Annotated in this window: 14 protein-coding genes; all 14 read right to left on the bottom strand. The window is 45.0% G+C overall.

What is annotated here, in order from left to right; all coding sequences use genetic code 11:
* Nucleotides 1-8 precede the first annotated feature (8 nt).
* Nucleotides 9-611 carry a nitroreductase family protein gene (locus CLV59_RS18560; RefSeq protein ID WP_111593574.1) on the bottom strand — a complete coding sequence of 201 codons (603 nt, stop codon included), beginning with the start codon at nt 609-611 and terminating at the stop codon, nt 9-11.
* Nucleotides 608-2467 (bottom strand): IucA/IucC family protein, encoded by a 1860-nt coding sequence (locus CLV59_RS18555; RefSeq protein ID WP_111593573.1) that lies wholly within the window; start codon nt 2465-2467, stop codon nt 608-610. Before CLV59_RS18555 ends, CLV59_RS18560 begins: the two co-directional genes overlap by 4 nt.
* A 2-nt stretch (nt 2468-2469) precedes the next feature.
* Nucleotides 2470-3060, bottom strand: a complete 591-nt coding sequence (locus CLV59_RS18550) for a GNAT family N-acetyltransferase (protein ID WP_111593572.1) — start codon at nt 3058-3060, stop codon at nt 2470-2472.
* 2 nt (nt 3061-3062) lie between these two features.
* On the bottom strand, nt 3063-4238 hold the full coding sequence (locus CLV59_RS18545; protein ID WP_211323965.1) for an MFS transporter: 1176 nt from the start codon (nt 4236-4238) through the stop codon (nt 3063-3065).
* Between the two features lies 1 nt (nt 4239).
* Nucleotides 4240-5562 (bottom strand): lysine N(6)-hydroxylase/L-ornithine N(5)-oxygenase family protein, encoded by a 1323-nt coding sequence (locus CLV59_RS18540; protein ID WP_111593571.1) that lies wholly within the window; start codon nt 5560-5562, stop codon nt 4240-4242.
* Nucleotides 5563-5764: 202 nt separating this feature from the next.
* Nucleotides 5765-6424: a response regulator transcription factor gene (locus tag CLV59_RS18535; RefSeq protein ID WP_111593570.1), complete on the bottom strand. Its 660-nt coding sequence runs from the start codon at nt 6422-6424 to the stop codon at nt 5765-5767.
* Nucleotides 6425-6506: 82 nt separating this feature from the next.
* Entirely contained in the window at nt 6507-7685 is a 1179-nt protein-coding gene (locus tag CLV59_RS18530; RefSeq protein ID WP_111593569.1) for a PepSY-associated TM helix domain-containing protein, read from the bottom strand.
* A gap of 5 nt (nt 7686-7690) precedes the next feature.
* Nucleotides 7691-8404 carry a hypothetical protein gene (locus CLV59_RS18525; protein WP_111593568.1) on the bottom strand — a complete coding sequence of 238 codons (714 nt, stop codon included), beginning with the start codon at nt 8402-8404 and terminating at the stop codon, nt 7691-7693.
* A 17-nt stretch (nt 8405-8421) separates the two neighbouring features.
* Nucleotides 8422-10770, bottom strand: coding sequence for a TonB-dependent receptor (locus CLV59_RS18520; RefSeq protein ID WP_211323963.1), 2349 nt, complete (start codon nt 10768-10770; stop codon nt 8422-8424).
* 221 nt (nt 10771-10991) lie between these two features.
* Nucleotides 10992-12158: a TlpA disulfide reductase family protein gene (locus CLV59_RS18515; RefSeq protein ID WP_170137810.1), complete on the bottom strand. Its 1167-nt coding sequence runs from the start codon at nt 12156-12158 to the stop codon at nt 10992-10994.
* A gap of 32 nt (nt 12159-12190) precedes the next feature.
* A complete protein-coding gene (locus tag CLV59_RS18510; protein ID WP_111593565.1) occupies nt 12191-14272 on the bottom strand; it encodes a S9 family peptidase in 2082 nt (693 codons plus the stop codon).
* A complete protein-coding gene (locus CLV59_RS18505; RefSeq protein WP_170137809.1) occupies nt 14269-15933 on the bottom strand; it encodes a RagB/SusD family nutrient uptake outer membrane protein in 1665 nt (554 codons plus the stop codon). The genes CLV59_RS18510 and CLV59_RS18505 overlap by 4 nt, the downstream gene beginning before the upstream one ends.
* 25 nt (nt 15934-15958) lie before the next feature.
* The gene (locus CLV59_RS18500; protein WP_111593563.1) at nt 15959-19372 is read right to left on the bottom strand and encodes a SusC/RagA family TonB-linked outer membrane protein; all 3414 of its coding nucleotides are present in this window, start codon (nt 19370-19372) and stop codon (nt 15959-15961) included.
* 42 nt (nt 19373-19414) lie between these two features.
* The gene (locus tag CLV59_RS18495; protein ID WP_111593562.1) at nt 19415-20437 is read right to left on the bottom strand and encodes a FecR family protein; all 1023 of its coding nucleotides are present in this window, start codon (nt 20435-20437) and stop codon (nt 19415-19417) included.
* Between the last annotated feature and the right edge of the window lie 41 nt (nt 20438-20478).

Below are 20478 nucleotides of genomic sequence, written 5' to 3'. Positions count from 1 at the left end.
TGAGTATATCAGTATCGCCATTCCACTTTCTGATCGATACCTTTTCTTCGTTTGGCGCATTGATAGGCTGCCCTGTCATAATAACCCATATAGAAGAAGCCCAGGCACCTTTCATGGGCTTGTAAGCCCAATTGTTGGGCATAGGCAATACATGCTGCGGAAGTATCCCAGTATCCGCCAATCTGATAGGCTTCACAAGTGAGTGCCATATTTTGTACGGCACAGCAAACAGCGGCCATCTCTTCCCATTCGCTGATCTCTAGCTTTTCATGACGCTGCATGATGATCACAATCATACAGGCGGCTTTAGACGGATAGTTGCGGGCTCTCTCTTCTCTTTGGGGCGGCCATTGGGCAGCTGGAAGGCGCTCCCGGTAATAGTCGGCTATGAAATCACCAAAGGGTTGACGTTGCTCATCTTGTAACACAATGAACCGCCAGGGTTGCGTCATTTTGTAAGTAGGCGCCCAGGTGGCATTGATGAGCACTTCCCGGATGATTTCTTCCTCAATAGGTTGATCGAGGTAATCGTCTGCATAAACACTTCGCCGGCCACGGATAATTTTCGTCAACATTTGTGGGCTCACAGCCACCCGTTCTTTCATCATCATGAGGATACTTCATTTGTGGCGAGTGTATTCGCCAGTGAAGCAGTGCGACGAAAACCAGCCACAGGGTTGCGTAACATACCGGCCAATTGCAGGCTGCCAGCAGGATCTGCGAGGTCTACCATCTGGCGATGATTGCGTAGCTGCAACCTGTTCAGGCAGGATAAAATGAATTCCGGCATGAAGATGTCGTACTGCCTGAATTTTTCTGAGAGTTCCGGATGTTCGTCCTGATAAGCATGGATACATGCTGCTACGTCTTGCCAGAAATCCTGTTCTTCATAATTGCAGTGCATCACCAGGATATTGGAAAGGAATCGGAAGAAGCAGTCGAATACATCTGTAAGAATACTGAGTATTTTCAGGTCTTCCGGCACGGTCACGCATATACGTCTTCCCTTCTCCGGGATATCCATATTCATCCGGAATACGCCGATTTCTTCTGTTATATCCTTCATGATCGCTTTAACAGGCACATGATTTTCCAACACCAGTATCAGGTTCTCGCCATGCGGCATAAAGACCAGATCGTGTACATAAAAACAATGCAGTAATGGGGTTAAATAAGCGCGCAGATAACTGGTCAGCCATTCTCTGATGGAGAGGCCAGAAAGCTTAATCAGGGCTGGCAGCAAGGCATTCCCCTGATAATCGATATGCAGCAAAGCAGCCATGGTCATTAAACGCTGGCCTGGTTGCAGCACTTTTGCAGGACTTTCCCGCCATAAACCCGCTAACATTTTATTATAGGCTACCTGTTTACCGAAAGGCTCATAGTAGAAATTTCGGTAACCTACAGTAGCTACTTCGCACAGCAGTGTAAATCCATTTTTTACCATGTAAGGATCTTCTCCTACCGCCTTTCGAATCCAGGAAGTAATGGCAGGCGTGCTATCCATATAATAGGGTGTCAGGCCGCGAACAAAGCCCATATTGAGGATAGACAGCGCTGTTTTTGTATAATGTTTATCTGGATGAGAAAGATTGTAAAAAGTACGAATGGATTGCTGAACACTGAAATGATCCGGGCCATATCCCAGGCAAACGAGGTGTTGATTCGCCAGATCAGGCGCACAAATCATAGCCAGTTTATTATACCATTGCCAAGGATGAACAGGGATAAAAATATACTCCTCCGGCGTCAGGCCTTTTTCTTGTAGTTGCTGCCGGAAGTCTTGCAGTGTGGCCGTTCCCAGCTCTTGTTCCATCAATTTATTATAGGGTAATTCTTCCACCGCATTATAGGCTGTTCTGCTCTTATGACCCGCCAGCCAGATCAGGTGCACAGGCTGGTCTGCCTCCGGGGCATATTGTGGGTAATCATTCGCATCAAAACCGATACGCCCATTGTTGGCGACGAAGCAAGGATGCCCGGCAGTCATGGCATGTTCAATAGTTTGGTAATCGGCCTGGGCTAAGTCCTCCATAGAGGGTTGCGGTCGAAACATCGTATAGGCGCTACCGTAAAGTGTGTTGGTGACTTCTTCCAGGTAAGCTGGTAAATGTTCGGTACTGATATTCAGTAAACTTTGAAATTCCTGGAAGAAAAGAATACTATCCAGTGGCATTTCTTTTCCATCCTGCATTTTACGAATGCTCGCTGTGTCCAGTGACCAGTGTTGCAGCTGGAGGATACGGGCATTGAAGTAGTATACGATGGCCGGATTTTCAGGAGAAGGGAGACGATAGGCAGACCAGTTGCCTTCATTACTGATTTGCTCGGGTGAAAGCAGCAGTTCATGCGAAAACTCACTGATAACTTTTGCTAAATGGAGTCGGTTGACACGTGCCCAAATATCAGATTGCAGATGGGCTGTCAATTGTTGAGGAGTATTCATAGTCGATTTGGAAGTATTCATGATTAATTATTTTTTCTGGAATTGAAATATTGTTGCCTGGTGCAAAAGGCCAGTGCGGCGGTTTTGTGAGGAAGTACCACTTCTCTGTCGTACACGAATCCTGCTTTTTTATTCAGACGATGGATTTTCTCATTTCGAATATCTGGTTCCACTACTACCCTGTCGTGCCAGGGGTTATCGAAAAGGAAATCCATTACTACTGAAAATATTTGCCAGGTGAAACCGTGTATGCGTTCTTTGACAGGAGCGATCAGTAAATGCATGCCTATATCTCCTGGTTCGGGTTCATAGTAATTGCTGATCAGGTCTTGCTCCGGATCATAGCATTCACAGAGGAAGGCGGGCTGTCCATTGATTTTACCGATGAGTGCATAGGCTCCATCGCTGCAATAAATAGCCTTATAGGCAGCATATACTTCTTCATAGCTGCTGTTGGTCATCCCCCAGTATTGTGCATACGGTTGCGTGACCCATTGATGGATAATGGGAGTATCCTTATGCAGGTCCATTGGCCATAGTTCTACCAGTCCCAGTGGATGATGCAAATCCTGATATACCGGCATGCAATGGAACAATGCAGTTTGTTTTTTCATTGTCAGATTGGATTAACAGGGCGCAAACGTATGCGGGCCAGTTGATAGTACATCGTTATCACCAGCAGGTATCCGGCAGTAGCCATCATAAACGGTACGTTTAGTGGGAAATATTCCACCAAAACGCCAGCCGACAATGAGGCTGCGAGCACGCCCAGGTTTTGAAAGAAATGTATCTTACTATATTCAATGGCATAGGAAGCAGGATCTGTTATATGAAACAGCAGGGCATCAAAACGGACGGCCGACTGAAAGAAGGCCCACCCGTACAGACATCTGCCTGCGATGATGGACGCCGTTGATGGATAAGATTGTAACATAGCCCCTGAAACGGCCAGGAACAATGCTGGTAGAATACCGTGCCAGGGAGATTCCGGGGCTTTCCTCCTTTGATTCATCCACAGCCCTGCAATGGCTACCAGTGCCGGGATCGCATATACGGCTCCGGAAAGTATACGGCTGTCTGAACCAGCTGTCATCTCCCAATATTTCACAAAAAACGGACGGATAATAAAATCACCATAATAAAAAAGCAGGGTGATCATACTTAGTTTCAGTACCATCCCGCCAGGGATCAGTTCCATCCAGTGTCGCGAAGTCTTCTCCGGAACTACGGCCGCCGGTTTCTCCATACGGGAAGACAACAATAAGTACAAGCTTATTCCTGCCTGAAAGAAATCGCCCGCCGCCATTCCAAAATAGATATACGCAGGCTGCATCCAGTCGATGATCATACCACCAAACACAGCGCCCATCACGCTTCCCAGGTGAATAATCACAGATAATATGCTGATTATCCGGATATGTGCTGCCGTAGGCGTTATTCGTAGAATGAACGGATATACGAGCAGGTAACTTCCTTTAAAGACAATCACCAGTAAAGACACGACCCAGAACAACGGCCAGGAATTGATAAAACTGCAGGATAATGCCAGGATACCAGCAATCGTTTGCGTAAATACAAGGATCTTCAATTCGTAAACATACCTGGAAACTATCGCCCACACGGGGAATGCGAACATGACTGTGGCGCATACCGCACTGAAATAAATACCTGTGATACGCGCATCCGTGATTCCAAATCGCTCTGCAAAAAAGATAGGATAGAATGGATGCATCAGGTAATCGCTCACTACCGCTACCAGCGTCATTAATATCAGGTAAAATCTGAGTCCCATATTAAATTAGCTGAGGGTTTGCAGGAATAAAGGCTTCTTCAGGGCTGACAGCAAACTGTTGGAAAGCAATCCGTTTTTCGATAGGATATACTTCTCTGCCTAACATCTCACGGATAATCCAGGCATTTCTATAACAGCCCATGCCTAAGTCGGGCGTAACAAAACCATGCGTATGCAATTCCGCATTCTGCACAAAGATGGAATTCCCATCGGAATCGATCGTATAGTTTCTGTTGACCAGGTAGCGACCTTTATCATCGAACTGAATGCGGTCCTTCACTGGCTCCAGGAAATCGGGGATCTTATAAGTATATCCAGTGGCCATGATCAAGCCTTCTGTGGTATGCTGATAGTGTTGTTCCTGTTCTGCCTGGAAAAACTGCAATTGAAATTTACCACCATTATCATTATACTTTACCTGGCGCAGATCAGCGTTGGTACGCAAAGAGATGTCGGGATTACATACCAGTTTCTTCGCATAGATGGTATCAAAAATGGCCGCAATAAGATCATTATTGATGCCTTTATACAAATGTTTCTGATGATGTATCAGATGATCTCTTTTATGTTGCGGAAGGCTATAGAAATAGTCCACATACTCCGGCGACGTCATCTCCAGAGTGAGCTTACTATATTCCAGTGGATAAAAACGAGGCGACCTGGTAATCCAATGCAGACCATACTGATGGGTATCAATATCCTGGAGCAAATCATAGAAAATTTCAGCAGCGCTTTGCCCGCTTCCCACAATGGTAATGGACTGGCACGATTGTAAATATTGCTTTCGTGTCAGGTAATCAGCAGAATGCACCACTTTATCTGCATACGGTTTACAACAGGAAGGGATATACGGAGTAGTGCCTGTGCCCAGTACCAGCTTCCTGGCTTTGATGACTTCCCGGCCAGCCGGCGTTACACAATCCAACAGATATACTTCCTGTGAGGCATCAAATTCAATTCTTTCCACACTAGTATTGAAATGCACATTAGGTAACCGGTTAATCGTCCACTGGCAGTATTGATTGTATTCATTTCGCAGTAGTTTGAAATTCTCGCGGATATAAAAAGCGTATATACGTCCCTGTTCTTTCATATAGTTGAGGAAACTGAAAGGACTGGTAGGATCGGCCAGGGTAACATGATCTGCCAGGAAAGGCACCTGCAGCGTCGTATCCTGTAGCAGCATACCCGGATGCCAGTTAAAGGTTTTTCGTTTGTCCAGGAAAATACCATTCAGGTCGGGAATAGGATGAGTAAGACATGCCAATCCAAGATTAAAAGGGCCAACGCCAACAGCCGCAAAGTCATAGATGATTTTGTTCATAGAATTTTCATTTTATTAATAGCAGGATGGTAAAAGTACATGTGTAAGAAAGGTTCGACAATCGCTTCTGCATGGTAAAATGATGGTAGGTAGTAAGTAGGAAATTACCAGAGAGATGGTAGCTACTGCAGGCAGATAACTGTAAAAAAAATCCCCGGAACCTCGCGAAGGTTCCGGGGATTTTCAGCACTGGCTGTGTTATTTAGGCGATTGTTCTCACGATACCATTGGCCAGTGCATAATTACATAACTCTACTGCGGAATGTAATTGTAGTTTACGCATAATATTGCGGCGATGGGTATGCACGGTATGTTGACTCAGATGCATATCTCCCGCAATTTCTTTGTTGGATTTTCCACTTACAATACGGCGAATAATGTCCATCTCCCTGGTAGATAGTACTTCTGTAGGTGTAGCTGTAATCAGTGGAGATTTTCTTCTGTCTGCCAATAGCACGTCCAGGGCGAAGGAGCAAAAGAACTTTTCCCCCCGGATAGCATATTGTATTGCCTGGCGTACATCCATTTTTCTGCATTCCTTGGTGAGAAAGCAATATACATTGCAGTCCAGTAGTCGAAGTACATCTACTTTTTCCCGTTGTCCTGAAATGATGATCACTTTACATTCCGGAATAACGGACAAGGTGCGGAACAATTCTTCTGCATCAAAATAGCAGGGATCGTAATCCAGGATGAGTAAATCCGGTTGAAAGGAAAGCAGGGCGTGTCGCAGCTCTTCGCTGTTACCGGCTTCTTCAATGCGATAATTCTGAGGATGATCTGTTAGCAGACTTTTGATTCCTTCTCTGAAAACAGGTTGAGCATCCGCCAGTATAATACGGGTTTTGTCTGTACTGTTCATTATGCTGATAACACTTTAAAATGATCTGCTTAGACCAGTAAGAATGTGGTTAATACAATGATGCGGGGTTAGCACACTCCGTTCAGGCTCTCTGTTGTTGCGGCATGGTGCGGCTTTTATAGGCCGGCTTTTTCTTATTTTTTCTTCCCCACCAGATATAAAAACCTGTAACGGGCAAAGATGCCGCGATCAGTGATGCCAGGAAGGCCAGTATTTTTCCGGGTAGTCCCATTACTGCGCCAACATGGATATCATAGTTCATAGCTTGTAAACGCTCTCCTCCGGTCATATCGGCAAAGGAGCGGCTCCATAATGGAGTGGCAGTATGCTGGTCATACTTCATACGAGTCGCGTGATACAAGGGTTTTCCGTCGCGGCGGGCGAAGACCGATACAACTGCATTTTTATCTTTTGGCAAAGTTATCAGTAATGTACTACCCTGAGGGACGCGGTTGTTAGCATTTGTGATAATATGATCCAGCGGCAATATCTGCGTAGCAGTGGTATCTGCAAACACGGCGGGTGGAGGCGTTGTCTTTTTACCGCCGTTGCCCAGCCATTGCACCGCATTACTAAACCATGGGTAAGAAATCACCAGTCCTGTGAGGGCAATAACTAACAAGATTAACATGGCATAGAACCCGAGAATATTATGCAGATCATAGTTCTTCCTTTTCCATTTGGTATCTTTTTTCCATCTGAAACGGAAGCGCTGTTTGGCGGCGGCTTTTCCGGCTGGCCACCAGAGTATAATTCCTGAAACCAGCATCACTATGAAAATGATCACTGACCAGTTGACGATGGTACCGCCTATTTTGGGACCTAATAGTAAGTTGATATGAAGATTTACAATGGTATTAAAAAACTCCCATTTCGTATTTTCCACTTTGAGAATTTCGCCCGTATAAGGGTTAACGTATACACGATAGAAATACTCCATATAAGTGGCATACAGCAACGCATCCGGATTTGTTTTAACAGCCCGGAACATGAAGCTGCGATTGGCTGCCTGTGGCACTTCTGCCAGTTGCAAGGGGTAGGTAATCCCTACAGCTTCCTGCGCTTTTGCTGTAATAACAGCGATGGGTAAACGTTGTTTATTTTCTGGTACTTCCACAAACAGCCGCTGATGATATACCACCGGTTTTATCTCTTCCATAAAAACGTATATGCACCCCGTAATACCAAGTATAAAAACAACCAGCCCGGACAATAGTCCGAGCCAGCTATGAATTTTCAGGATAGTCTTTTTAAGCGGCATATAGGTTAGTTTGTTACATCTTTACAATAAGTAACACAATGCCATACGCGTTCATATGGTTTCCCTTCATGTTCGCCTTTCTCCTCCTCGATGAAAGTCCCTTCCAGCAGGTATCTGCCACTCCATGCAGGCGTGTAGGCAAAGGCTTCACCTTTGTTGGAGGCTTTCATTTTCTTCGTCCAGCCTTCCGGCGATTGCACAGTTAACTCCGCATTTGGCAGGGTGGATTTGGACTGATGCAGCAGTGTCACCTGTTCTGCATTATTTTTCTTTCCCGTAGCGGTGTTAGCAGTTTGTACAATGAAAGTATTTTGTTTCAGATTACCTGTGCTTTTGTTATCATTTACCCGAACGAGACCTTGCGCATAGTAATGGATTTTACTGCCGCTGTATACTTCCTGTACTACATGATCGATATACAGCGTGTACACGCCATCGGATGTAGGCGTAAAAGTGGCCCTGAAATGATTACCAGCAGGGGTGCAGGAGAGTAACTGTTTTTGCCCGGAAGGATCTATAAGATATAGTTTAAAATCTCTCATATTGCTAAACCAGTGCTGGATAGAGTCGCGCTCGTTGTCGGCATATTCTCCCAGAAAGATTTTCACTTCCTGTGGTTGTCCTTTTTTACCATTGACTGCTGTTTCCATCCAAAGCGCATGGCCGAAGGCAGTGTACATGATGCAACTGAACAATGCGGAGAAAAATAGTTTTTTCATATGTTGTAAGGTTTAATTTAGAAACGATATCCCACGCTCATTCTCATATTACGACCGGGTTCTGTTTGCCAGTAGTAGATTTTATTGCCGTAATTATCTGCAGAAGGAGCGCCGGTAAACAGGTATTTGTCCAAGACATTATTGACAAGCAGGTTAATGCTGAACTTATCTATAACATATCCCAATCCCGCATCCATACGAAAGTAATCTGGCAGGAAGTTTTCACTTTTATCATATACCTGTCCTGCAATACGACCGGCCTGATATTGATATCCGAAATTCGCGCGCAGGCCTTTCAATGCGCCGTCTGTAAGGGTATAAGTCAGCCAGGTATTCTGGATATGTTTGGCGATACCTGGAATATAGTTACCTACCAGTTTAGGATCTGAATCTTTGGATACGATACCATCTGTGTAAGCATAATTCACTACCAGGTTCAATCCTTTTACAATTTCTCCCTGAAAATCAGCTTCCAGGCCCTTTACGCGTTGTTGTCCGTTCTGGCGATTGTAGAATTCGTTGGTAGCGGGATTTTTATGTTCGTAATCTGTTGCGAGCACGTTATTCTTGGTGATCTGGTATACTGCTACTGAGGAGGTGAAGCGACCACCGAACCAATCTCTTTTGATACCGAATTCGATGTTATCTCCGGTAGTGGGTTTGAAAGGTTTATTTTGCCAGTCGAGGCCAGGTGTCTGATTAAAGCTGACATCATATACGCCGTAAACGGATGTATTCTTGTCTAAAGAATAGCTGATACCAAAGCGCGGGGTAAATTTGCTGTCTTTATTGGTACCATCATAAGGACTCACCACATCATTGGTGGTGTATCTACCGGCAAGGGTTATACGTAACTGATCATTGAAGAGACCTATCTGATCCTGTAAGTATACTGCATTATAACCATAGTTATATTGAACGCCTCTGGTGCGGATATTTGTGGAACGGTCCCATTTAGGCATCGTTACGCCGCCATGTACGGGATTATAGATATTAAACAATGGGCCGAAATCAGCGGTCTGACCCCAGTCTGCATAATAATTACTATACTTCATATCTATCCCACCCAGGATTTTATGCTGAAGGGCGCCAGTCTGAAAAGTACCATTGATAAATACCTGTCCGGTTTTATTCAGACCCAGACCATCCCAAATATTGATATGTCGCTGCAGCAGGCTATCATTTCCTGGTACTGCGAATCCTGATGGCCACATGCTTTGTCCAATCTGGCTGTATCGGAAGTAGCCAAATTGCGCAGTCAGTTTCCAGTCCTGATTGAATTTATGTTCATAAAAGGCCATCAGACTGTTATCATTGATTTTGGTGGGGTCCATGTTACCTTCTATCGTGGTAAAGTTGATCGGGAGATCGCCGTAACCACGTTTGGAGAAGGAGTAATTTCCTCCAATCACAGGTAACTGCATAGATTGCAGGTTGTACTCCAGGGTAAAGGAATTGTTATCATCGATAAGATATTTTAGTACCGGAGCGATGCTATAGCGGTTGGTGTAGTCGAAGTCGCGCCAGCCATTCCTGGTTTCTCCTGCCACATTCAATCTATATAACAATTTACCATTCTTAGAGAGCTTACCATCCAGATCTAATGTGGCGCGGTAAGTATCATAACTGCCGAGCGAGAGCGATACTTCTCCCTGGTTATTGCCCGTGGGCTTTTTGGTGACTACATTGTAGGTACCGCCAGGCTCTCCGTTCGACAACATAAATCCTGCAGGGCCTTTGATAAACTCAATGCGGTCTACCATGCTCATATCCGGGGTCAGCGGACTCCAGTCGCTGATAAATACATTCATGCCATTACGCAGGCTGCTAGCACGGGAACCACGGATCTGGATATTGGAGTACATATCCCAGTGTCCCAGACGGGAAACCCCGCTCACATTACGGGTTACCCCTTCCTGCATATCAAATATCATCTGATCTGCCAATACCTCTTTCGTAATCTCTGTAATGCTCTGTGGTACTTCTACTAAAGGCATATTCAGTCGTAGTGAATTGGAGGGTGTAAGGACAGTATATTTATTATTCTCGCCTACAACAGTTACTTCCTTCATTTGCTGACCAGAAGCACCCAATTGCACCTGTAATTCAGTGGTCTCGCCTGATTCTACCAATATCTCTTTAGTAACGGTTGCATAACCCACCATGGAGATCAGGAGCGTATATTTACCAGGTTTAATTTTTTTTATAAAGAACTCGCCATTTGCGTCGGTTAACGCGCCGTGATTGGATGCTTCAATTCTTACAGTCACATATGGAGCAGGGCTACCGTCGGCAGCGATCACCTTTCCATGAATAGTTGATAAAAGATCGGTAGCTATGGCCTGTTTGCAGATAAAGAGACTCATTATCAGCAGTAAAAGCAAACTCCGGCAACGGTTGGGCCTATAGGATTGCATCATCGTTTTTTTTTGCCTGCAAAACTATAGGGAGATGGAAGGATTATGATTACGCAAACGGGAATTTGATTTGCGCAATCAGGAAAAATAAGGACAGCTGACTATCAATTAATAAAGAAGCCTGCTGCACCGAAGTGCAACAGGCTTTCATATGGCGGAATTAGGACTTGCTAGGGGAATATTTGCGCCAGCGTTTTTTGGAGGGACTCTCCTCTCAGCCCCATGGCAACAATTTTACCATTGGGATCGATCAGGAAATTCATGGGAACACCGGTAATCAGGTATTTCTTCGCGATCACGCTTTTCCAGCCTTTCAGTTCACACACATGGGCCCATTCCAGGCCATCATTTGCGATAGCATCCAGCCATGCCTGCCGTCCGTCCTCCCGATCGAGGGAAACGCTGAGTATTTCGAAATTCTTGTCTTTATATTGATGATAGGCCTTTACCACATTAGGGTTCTCCCCTCTGCAAGGAGCACACCAGCTGGCCCAGAAATCCAGTAGTACGTATTTCCCCCTGAAGTCGGATAATTTGACCAACTTCCCATTTTTATCAGGAGCTGCGAAATCGGGCGCTACCTGGTTTATATTAATACTGGCACTTTCGTTAATTATTTGTAATACCGCCTTACCCAGAACCGAATTTTTCAGGTCATTGGTAAAGGTGGAATAGACCATGCGTGCATGATCTACATCCTTTGCCCTGCCTCCTATCATATGGGAAAAGGTATGTAAACTCACGTAATAGTTAGGATGTCGGCGGATGTAATCTAACTTAATACTATCCTGTATAGCAAAATAATGATCCATTTCCTTTATACCGGCGCTGAACTGGGCTGAGTCGGCACGCATTCGTCTTAATTTGACTTTCCATTGGCTCAATACAGCTTCTGAAGGCGCCAACAGTTCCAGTAATTCATCCAGTTGTTTCGTATAGGCGGCCCCTTTAATCTCTGATCCAGCCAACACATTAGCGGAATCTTTTACCTGTGGTTGCCATAAGATCATTTTATCACCTGGTTTCATGAAAATTTTCCGGTAACCGGAAAATGCGTTGCCTTCCTGCTTCTTAATTACGGCGGAAATACTACCTGCGAAAGGTAGTGTGGACGTGTCTCTCAATAAAAATTTCCCGTTTTTGATCACAGCGGAATCCATCAAACTGGATCCTGAACGGCTGTTCTCCTTAAAAAGGTATACAGTGGTTCCATTTAACTTTTGCGGTACGGTACCAGATATAGTGGCTTTTGTTGTTTGGGAAAAAGCCTGGGGAGTAGAAAGAAGCGCAGCTGAAATGAGTGCCAGCAGTGCGGTTTGCTTACGAACTAAGTTCATGGTTGGTTTTTGATTAATTAGGTAGATACGATCTATTTGTCCAGCAGCCATTTATTCATTTGCAGATTCTTTATGGCATTGAAATGCGTCAATTTCTGAGAAATCACGCTATGCCTGTTGCCTGGATACAGTATCATTTGAAAATTGGTATTGCCTTCGTTCTCCAGTTTATCTACTAGCGATAGCGTGTTAATACTGTGTACATTATCATCAATACCGCCTTGCTGCAGTAATAGCTTCCCCTTCAAGTTTTTCGTATAGGCGAGCACGGAGCTTTTCTCATATCCTTCCGGATTTTCTGCGGGAGAATCCATATAACGTTCAGTATAAGGGCTGTCGTACATTCTCCAATCAATCACACTACCGCCTGCAATACCGAATTTGAAATATTCCGGGGCATGGGTTAATGCATAGCAAACCATGTAACCGCCAAAGCTATAACCGTCAATCAAAACTTTATCCGGATCTACCTGTGCATTGGCTATCAGCCATTTCACACATTGGATATAGTCTTTGATCGCCCATTCCCCCAGGTTACGGTGCATATAGTTCTGGCCGCGCTTACCAAATTCTTCACAACCACGGTGATCCATTTGCACCAGAATAACATCATCCGGCGGAAGGAATTTGGGATGAATGAAGCGGTTGAAGACACTATTAGAACCCGGGCCTCCGTAAATATTGACAGACACTGGATATTTCTTTCCAGGCTCCATATTTGCCGGATAACTAATGCTCAGTGGCAAGTTGAATTTATCATCTTCACTTCTTACAAATACAACCTGATGGCGTTTCTCTATGGTACTGTCGAAATCTGCACCGCGACTATCTCCCAGCTCACGAATAATTTTGCCGGTATTGGAGACAAGCGCAACTCTATCCGGCGTACCTGCATTGCTGTAAACAGTAGTAAAATAAGTACCGTCTGGAGAGAACTTAATGGTATGATTATATGGTCCAAAAGTGAGACGCTTCATGTTCTTACCGGAATAATCAACCCGGTAAAGGTTTTCCTGGCTGATCCCATCTTTATTTGCAGTAAAATAAATCACTTTATGCTGCTCATCTATTCTTTTGATATCCTTCACAACATACTCGCCGTTGGTTACCTGATTAGCCAATCGGCCATCTGTATGATGCAGATAGAGGTGTCTGAAGCCAGACTTATCAGACGCCAGCAGGAACTGTTTTCCCCCATTTACAAACGTTATATTGTTTTCATCGTCCAGGTTGATCCAGGTTGATTGTTTCTCCTCATACAGTAGTTTTTTACCGCCATTGGCAGCTACTGCATAAAGTTGATAGTGATCTTGTCCGCGATTCAACCATTGTACCATCAGGCTTTTCCCATCTGGCATCCAGTGAGGCGTACCAAAATACTGATCATCCTGTTCTTTGAAATCTGCCCAGGTAATCGTCCCGCCATTTGCCGGGACCATTCCTATTTTTACAGATGGATTAGGATCTCCGGGCTGCGGATAACGTTGCTTTTCCACGTAACCATGAAAGCCGCCGGCATCCGTCATAATGAATTCCGGTACCTTGCTGTCGTCAGTACGGAAGAAGGCTATCGACTGTCCGTCCGGGCTCCACCAGAACGCGCGATAGTCCATTTGCCGACCTAATATTTCTTCGTTGTATACCCAGGAGGAGTAGCCGTTCATGATCAATTCGGTTCCATCGGCAGTTAGCCTGGTTTCCTTACCAGTAGCCAGATGGAGGGTATACAGGTCGTGATTACGCGTAAAAGCAATCATAGCGCTATCGGGAGAGAAAGCTGGAGTAGCTTCAATTTCCGGCGTATGGGTGAGTTGACGCAGTTGTTTTCCTTCCTGAAGGAAAATATCCCCTTCTTTGATGATCAACTTTTTCCCTTTGGAATTGCTGTTTACCAATGGGCCAGTAAAGGCTGTTTCCTTGCCATTAGTTGCATCCAGTAGAAAGCGCTTCCATTGGTTATTTTCCATGCGACGAATAACAGCATGTTGGTTGTCTGTCCATTCTTCCACTACCGGTAACGGTACTACGTAATTCTTTGCAGGCTGCTGTGCATGCAGGTATCCACTATACAGGGATACCAGCAGCAAAGCATATTTGAATGGTTGGTTTATCATTTCCAGTTGGTATTTTGAATCATTAAACGATTGGATTGCAGTTCTGATGCAGGGATAGGGAACGTGTAATTTTTAATACCGAAATAGCGGGTTTCCAGTAATACTGGCGCTCCGAAAACCTTAGTACTACCAGACAGTTTAATATTGGCCCCATAGATAGTACGGTATGGTAATTGATCTGCCAGGTGCCAGCGGCGCAGATCCCAGAAACGCTGATCCTCGAATGCGAATTCAATGCGGCGCTCATGGCGGATACGCAGACGCATATCGCTCTGTGTGAGCCCGGAAGGCAGATCTGGCTGGCCCGCTCTGCGCCGAACACTGTTCACAGCATCGTACACTGTTTGGTCGGGGCCTGCATCTTCATTCTGCGCTTCTGCATAGTTGAGCAGAATTTCTGCATAACGGATCAGGAGCCAGTTTTGGTCGCTGCCATAGGTAGCATCTCCCAGGAAATTGAAGGACTCATTGCAGGCTTTGCGTACCAGATATCTTGTCTGTGTTTTAAACAGACCTGCATTTAGTATGTCAAAACCATTATCGTATAAGGTCAGTGTCTGCCCACGGTATACAGCGCCATCATAACCAACAGATATTGCAAAGCGCTTATCCCTGTTGGCATAAGGATTTTGAGGATCGTAGAGAGATGATGCCCCTGGCAGATTTCCGTCTGTCATCTCATAATCATCCACCAGGTTCTGGGTAGGACATTCTTTTGCCAAGCCAGACATAGAGCCATTGGCCACATCCTTATCATACGTGTGTCCACGTTCACTTGCGATGTTGTTATGTTGAACAGAGATGATACATTCCGTATTATTCTTTACGGTAAAGAGTCCTTTATAATCCGGATACAAGGAGTATTTACTCAGTGCCATTACCGCTTTTGATGCAGTGGCAGCAGCTTTAAACCGGCCGGCAAAGAGGAGCACACGGGCTTTCAGCGACATAGCTGCGCCATGGGTGATTCTACCGGAAGGATTTGTATAAGAAGCGGGTAATTGTGCCAACATAGTAGCTACCGCATCCAGTTCAGAAACGATGTAATCCACTGTTTGCCGACGGGTACTGCGTGCAATGGACAGGCTATCTTTTCCATACTCCTGTGCTTTTTCCAGTATCGCTACGCCTAACGCATCCTCGTAACCATCCACCAGTCCTGAAGGAGCAGCCGCACCACTAGCTTTGATAGGATCATCTCCAAAATAATTCAGCAATTCAGTATAGTAGTAGGCACGGAAAAAACGCACTTCCGCCTTCATTTGCTTTTTTAATGTAGAATCGCCGGCAACGCCATCTATGTGAGCAAGGAAATCATTTGCTTTACGGAGATTCTGATACAGACTCGTATACAGTCCATTAAATGGCGCGTTATTGGGATTCCAGCTGGCGTCCATCGTCAGCGGTTTGATAAAATAGATATCATTCGCCAGGCCATCCATGCCATTATCAGTGGCAGCGGAGAGATAATATGTTCTCTTGAAGCCACTTTCCATCGTAGAATAGAAATAGTTGACATAGTTACTCACCAGGTTGATATCATTCCATACCACTATTTCATTAATAGAATCCAGCGGTTTTCTATTCAGGATATCTTTGGCGCAGGCAGATAACATCAGCATACAACCCGCAACCAGACCTCTCTTTATATTGTATTTCATCATTTAATAGTTTTTTCGACGGTGATTAGAATTTCACATTCAGGCCTACACTATAGGTTTTCTGTGCACCATAAAACGAAGGATTATCATTCTCCGGATCTGTGAATTTCACTTTGGAAATAACGAACAGATTTCCTCCTTGCAGGTTGATCGTTACAGCGTCAAATCCTATATGCTTTATCCATACTGGCGCCAGTGAATAAGATAACCTTGCACTCCGCAGTCGCAGATAATTCCCATTCAGACCGTAAAAATCAGAGTTTCGGGAATCAGAAGCGATGGAACCTAATTTCGGCCAGGAGGCATTTGGATTATCGGGGGTCCAGCGATCCAGTTGACGGGTATCATAATTTGTCCATCTCTTACTACCGATGAGCGTTGTATAATCCCCTACTCCCTGGAATGTCAGATCCAGTTCAAACTGTTTCCAGGATCCGCCCAACGAAAGCGTATAATTAAACAAAGGCATTGCAGTATTATCTTTCACGATTACATCCTTCTGATCGATAACGCCATCTCCGTTCAGGTCAGCATATTTGATATCTCCCGGATTGATGGTAGCATTCTTACGGCCGTCCTGATCTGCCCAGTTATTGATTTCCTCGCGGGTCTGGAAGAGTCCCAGCGCATGGTATATGCGGGTATTATTAACGCCCCAGCCATTCTGCTGCCGTTCATCCCATGCAGGAAGACCTGATTGCTCTCCGGAAAAATCAATGATGGTTTTCGTATGCGCAGCGACAGCTGTTACATAGTAATTGAAGTTCTTACCAATACTATTGGTATGCGAGAGTTTCAGCTCATAGCCTGAAGTATGGCTGCGACCCAGGTTTACGCGAGGTGCAGTGGCTCCAAAGGTCAGAGGAACATTATTCGCTGAAGAAATGAGGACGTTTATATTATTTTTTCGATAGACATCAAACGATGCTGCGAATAAACCTTTCAGGATACTTACATTCAATCCTGCGTTGAAGGATTTAATTGTTCCCCAGGTGATATTCGTGTTTGGCGCGAGGGAGCCAGGATAGATAGAAGGCACATAGCTGCCATTAAAGATATACCCATACTTTCCTGTAGAAGAAGCAGGGCCGCTATTTTGACCTACAGAGAAATTATACAGATAAGAACTGTATCCTGCGCCGGTTTCATCCCCCGCCATACCATAGGAAGCGCGGAGTTTCAGTTCGTCCAGCCAGGAAGCATTTCCTTTCAGGAAGTTTTCCTCTGAAATACGCCAGCTAGCAGATATAGAGGGGAAGGTGCCCCAGCGATGCCCTTCCGGATAGTTAACGGAAGCTTCTGTACGGAAGCTGGCATCCAGGTAGTAACGTGCATTCCAGGAATAACCGAGTCGCCCGATATAACTTACCCTTCCGAATTCCTGTGCCGATCCGGAGTTGGTAAGACTCGCACTGGCATCACCGGCAAAGAGTTGATCCACACTTGGCGTAAAGAGGCTGCTACGGCCACCGCTTAAGGATTCCGAATAACTGCTGTTCAGGGTGTAGAGTAAAATTCCGGAAAGGTTATGGAGACCGAAACTTCTGTTGTAATTCAGTCCTAACTCCATGTTTGTATAGTTATTGCGGGAAGTTGCCTGTGTGAGGGAAGGCTTCAGATCAGCGCCTTTACTGTCTACCCCCATTACTGGTATATATACGCCCGCAGCATTTGCACGGTATAGTTTATAAGGAACGGTAAATGTTTTGCTCCCATAGTTATTGCGATCAAAAGAGGCCATGGCATGAGCTCCCAGTCCCTTTACCCATGGTATGGAATAATCCATCTTAAATTTCGCATTCAGGTAATTGGCATAATTACGGGCATAACCACTCTGATTCGCCATCAGAATTGGGTTCATTACAGATCCTGTATAATTTGCTGCTGGTAATCCATTACTGAAATAAACAGGTTGCAACGGCGAAAGCTGGTACAGATTATTCAAGATATTGTTTGCACCTCCAGCTGGCACGTCATTCACATTCTCATACACATAACGCATATCCAAGCCCATAGTCAGGTTCTTATTCAGACGCGCGTCTACGTTAGAGATAACGGTATAGCGTTTATAAGCATCATTCTTAATCAGAGAACCCTGATTATTATAGCCACCGGATACATAGTACTTTACGCCTGTATTACCTCCACTTACATTCAGGTTATAGTTTTGTCCTTTAGCAAATTTCAAAGTCCCCTCTTTCAGCCAGTCGGTATTGGCGAACTTGTCAGGGTTTAGTCCGAGGCGAATTGTATCCAGCTGTGCATCTGTATAAACAGGTATCTTACCGCTATTCACGGCATACTCATTCTCCAGCAATGCTTGTTGAAAACTACCTACAAACTTAGGTTGCTGTGTAGGCTGCGACCAGGTACTGTTGGCTAAAAAAGAGAATTTAGGCACTCCTTGTTTTCCTCTTTTTGTGGTAACAAGGATAACGCCATTACCACCCCGTGAACCATAGATGGCTGTTGCTCCCGCATCTTTCAATACAGTCACGCTCTCAATATCAGCAGGGTCCAAATCGCCGAGGCTCGCTTGGCCGGACATACCGCCAGTATTGGAATTTTCATTCAACGGCACTCCGTCGATAACAATCAATGCTGTTTTAGTAAAGTCAGAACCGCGAACAATCATCCGGCTTTGATCTCTTCCTGGAACACCGCTCATTTGTTTGCCAAATAAGCCAGGAACAGTGCCTATCAATGCATTGGAGAGAATCGGCGTAGGCATCTGTGTGATTGTTTTATTGCCAACAGAGGAAACTGCACTCGTAATGGCTTCTTTACGTTTAGTACCGTATCCTACTTCTACCACATTTACCTCATCGAGGGTTTTGGTATTCTGTTCCAGGGCTACGCCAAAGTTATTGCCAGTAAAGGGCTCTTGTCTCTGTACATAACCTACCATACTAATTACAATGTATTGCGTACCTGCCGGTACATGCGGGAAAAATACGCGGCCCGACTGGTCTGTTACCGCGCCAGTACCTACGGGCATCAATCGCACTGTTACACCTGGTAACGGCTCTTTTGATCCGGCATCTGCCACATATCCTATCAAAGTTTTATTTGCTGCATCTGTAGTAGCTCCTACCGTTTCCTGAGGAGTACTGGTCTCAGAAAGCACCTTCTTTACAGGACCGGCAGGGCGGTCAATAATCATATAGGTATTGCTGCTGACATAGACGAACAACAGGTTATTCGGATAGAGTACCTGTTTTAATACTTCTTCTACTGGCAAGGTTTTCGTGCCTGGTATGGCAGTCGCTGTTTTCTTGTTGATGAGCACATCTGCGCCATACACGAATTTCGTTCCATAGGTCCTGGTGATTTGCTCCAGCGCTTCTGTTACCGGCAACGCTTTTTGCTGCGCGTAGGTAACCAGACTGGCGAGCATAGTTAACGCCAGTACGCAAAATTTCAGAGAAAATTTTTGCATAGAAAATTAACGGTTAGTAGTTCTGATTTGGTTGGTTCTGTATCAGTTCCTTTGTTTAAAAATTATTAGGCTGTCCTTTCTTTCGATGTTGATCTGGAGTATGCCCGAAAGTACAAAGAGAATATTCCCTTCATTTTTCACTGGTATCACCCCTTGTATTTGTTTATTTAGAATGGTTGAATCTTCCACCTGAATATGATAGCCATAATTGTCTTCCAGCAACTGGATAATATCGCTTACTTTCATCTTATTCATCACCAGTTGATGATCTTTCCAGGAGATGATTGTCGACACATCTTCTGAAACCCTTTGCAGCTGGCCTGTTTGCTGATTCATACTGGCCACTTCTCCAGGAATCAACTGCATCGATTGCTGCGTAATCAGAGAGCGCAAGATCACAGCGCCGGAATAAAGTCCTACCTGCGTCATACCTCTGCGATCCTTGATATTGAAAGTGGTTCCCAATACTTCTACATCCATAGACTGGGTATGTACAATGAATCGTTCGGATGGTTTCAATGGTAAGGTATCCTGTTTGAGATGCGTTACATCAAAATAGGCTTCACCATCCAGCCAGACTTCCCTTGGTCCGTCTTTGGGCCATACCTTAGCATATTTCAGATGGCTACCAGCATTAAGCGTTACCTGTGAATGATCTGGCAGTACCAATGCCATCGTTTGACCATAGCGGGTTTGATAATTCCTGTTGCCTGTGCGCAGATGCCACCATCCGGTAGCCACCAGCAGTAATAAGATGGCCGCTGCGGCGGATGCATACATACGTCTGCGGCGAATACGCAACTGTAGGTCGTACTGACGTACATCTCCCAATATTCTGTTCCATACCACACCAGCTCTGTCTGAAGTAGGCGATATCCGACGGGCAGATAATAAAAGTTTTAATGTTGTTTCTGCCGACAACATTTCCTCCAGGTTGGCTGGCCTACCCGCTTTCCAACGGCCCCAAAAGGCCATCGCTGCCGGCGAAGTACCATTGACATATGCGATGAAAGAAGCATCTTCCAGGAAATCCGCCTTACCATAATTTAAATACTGCTCACTCATGACAACTCCTCATCACCACTTGCCTATAAAGGGTGATTTTT

Source organism: Chitinophaga dinghuensis (assembly GCF_003259435.1).
Lineage (GTDB): Bacteria > Bacteroidota > Bacteroidia > Chitinophagales > Chitinophagaceae > Chitinophaga > Chitinophaga dinghuensis.
This window is presented reverse-complemented; position numbering and strand designations above follow the sequence as displayed.